Raw genomic sequence first — 2,481 nt, 5'->3', positions numbered from 1 at the left:
CCGCCCGCAGCAGCAGCACCGTCCGCCCCGCAACGGTGATCACCGTGTCCGCCGGGTGGGTCGTGGCCGGCGGGGACTCCTGGTCCTCCCGGCCGGTGTCGACGACCACCTCGTAGCGCCGGGCCCACGGCGGGCCCGGGAGGAGGACGTCCGCCGGTCCGTCACCGGCGTGGAGGACCACGAGGAAGCTGTCGTCGAGGATCCGTTCCCCGCGCTCGTCGCGCTCCGGGACGTCCCGGCCGGAGAGGTACATGCCGAGGGTGGCGGCGGGCGCGTACCAGTCCTCCTCGGTCATCTCGGTGCCCCGCGCGGTGAACCAGGCCAGGTCGCGCAGTCCGTCCGCGAAGCGGGCGCGCCCGGAGTAGAAGGTCCGGCGGCGCAGCACCGGATGGCGGCGGCGCAGGGCGATCAGCCGGGACGTGAGGTCGAACAGGGCCCGCCAGCCCGGCTCGTCGAGCAGCTCCCAGTCCACCCAGCCGGTCTCGTTGTCCTGGCAGTAGGCGTTGTTGTTGCCGTGCTGGGTGCGTCCCATCTCGTCCCCGGCGACCAGCATCGGCACGCCCGTGGACAGCAGCAGCGTGGCCAGCAGGTTGCGCAGCTGCCGCCGCCGCAGGGCCAGGACGTCCGGGTCGTCGCTCTCGCCCTCGGTGCCGCAGTTCCAGGAGCGGTTGTCGTCGGTGCCGTCCCGGTTGCCCTCGCCGTTGGCCTCGTTGTGCTTGCGCTCGTACGACACGAGGTCGCGCAGGGTGAATCCGTCGTGCGCGGTGACGAAGTTGACCGAGGCGTACGGGCGCCGCCCGCCCCAGTCGTAGAGGTCGCTCGAACCGGAGAGCCGGTAGCCGATCTCCCGCAGGTCCGCGGCACCCGGCCGCCAGAAGTCCCGTACGGCGTCCCGGTACCGGTCGTTCCACTCCGACCACAGCGGCGGGAACGCCCCCACCCGGTAGCCGCCGGGGCCCACGTCCCACGGCTCGGCGATCAGTTTCACCCCGCGCAGCACCGGGTCCTGGGCGATCACCGAGAGGAACGGGGCGCGCATGTCGACGTCGTCCCCGTCCCCGGTGCGGGCCAGCGCCGCCGCCAGGTCGAAGCGGAAGCCGTCGACGCCCATCTCGGTCACCCAGTAGCGCAGCGAGTCCGTGATCAGGCGCAGCGCCTGCGGCTGGACGGCGTCCAGGGTGTTGCCGCAGCCCGTGTGGTCGGTGTACCGGCGGGCGTCGGCCCGCAGCCGGTAGTGGCCGCGGTTGTCGATGCCCTTCAGGGACAGGGTGGGGCCCAGTTCGTTCGCCTCGGCGGTGTGGTTGTACACCACGTCGAGGACGACCTCGATTCCCGCCGCGTGCAGCGCGCGCACCATCCGCTTGAACTCGCCGACCTGCTGCCCGCCCGTCCCGGAGGCCGCGTAGCCCGCGTGCGGGGCGAACCAGCCGACGGAGTTGTAGCCCCAGTGGTTGCGCAGCCCCCGCCGCAGCAGGTGGTCCTCGTGCGCGAACTGGTGCACCGGCAGCAGCTCCACGGCCGTCACCCCGAGCCGCACCAGGTGCCCGATCGCGGCGGGGTGGGCCAGCCCCGCGTACGTGCCGCGCAGTTCCGGGGGGATGCCGGGGTGCCGCTGCGTGAACCCCTTGACGTGCAGCTCGTACAGGACCGTGTCCGCCCACGGAGTCCCGGGCCGCCGGTCGTCGGCCCGGTCGTCGTCGTGGACGACGACGCCCTTGGGCACGTACGGGGCGGAGTCCCGGTCGTCGCGCACGGTGTCCGCGACGTGCTGCTCCGGCCAGTCCCGGACGTGCCCGTACACCTGGGGCGGCAGACCGGACGTGCCGTAGTCGCCGTCCACCGCGCGGGCGTACGGGTCGAGCAGCAGCTTCGCCGGGTTCCAGCGGGCGCCGGTCCACGGGTCCCAGCGGCCGTGCACCCGGTAGCCGTAGCGCGTGCCCGGCAGGACGCCCGGTACGAAGCCGTGCCACACCCCCTCCGTCAGCTCGGTGAGCCGGGCGCGGCTCTCCGCGCCGCGCTCGTCGAACAGGCACAGTTCGACGCCCTCGGCGCCCCCCGCCCACAAGGCGAAACCGGTCCCCGCCACCCCGTCCGGGCCGGTGCGGAAGTGGGCCCCCAGCGGCGCGGCCGGGCCCGGCCGCACCGGTACCGCCGCCGGCGGGGGCGAGGCCGCCCGCCCGCCGTTCACGGCGACGGCCGGGCTCCCGTCGCCGGTGACCCGGTCCCCGGTCACCGCCTTCCGCCCGGCCACCGCCTCCTGCTCGGCTGCGCTGGACACCTGTCAGCCTCCCGCGGCTCCTCATGGGACGACGGCGGGCGGGGGAGTGCGGCCGCCCGGTTCCCCGGGCGTTCCTCGGCTCCGGCCGCGGCTCCCCGGCGCGTCGTCCTCCCCACAGTTCTGCCCAGAGCATGCCGCGCACTCACGTTTCCCCGGGGAACGTCAGGGCGCGCCCCGACGTTTCCCGGGGAAACGTGAGTGCG

The 2,481-nt window shown here is 74.6% G+C and carries 1 protein-coding gene; it reads right to left on the bottom strand.

The annotated features are described in order from the left end of the window. The coding region (glgX, locus tag AOK18_RS22645) for a glycogen debranching protein GlgX (protein WP_055695531.1) at window positions 1-2,278 on the bottom strand (2,278 nt) is incomplete at its 3' end. Window positions 2,279-2,481 lie beyond the last annotated feature (203 nt).

This window comes from Streptomyces prasinopilosus (assembly GCF_001419695.1).
GTDB lineage: Bacteria > Actinomycetota > Actinomycetes > Streptomycetales > Streptomycetaceae > Streptomyces > Streptomyces prasinopilosus.
Note: the sequence above shows the minus strand (reverse complement) of the source record. Positions and strands in the feature narration are given on the sequence as shown.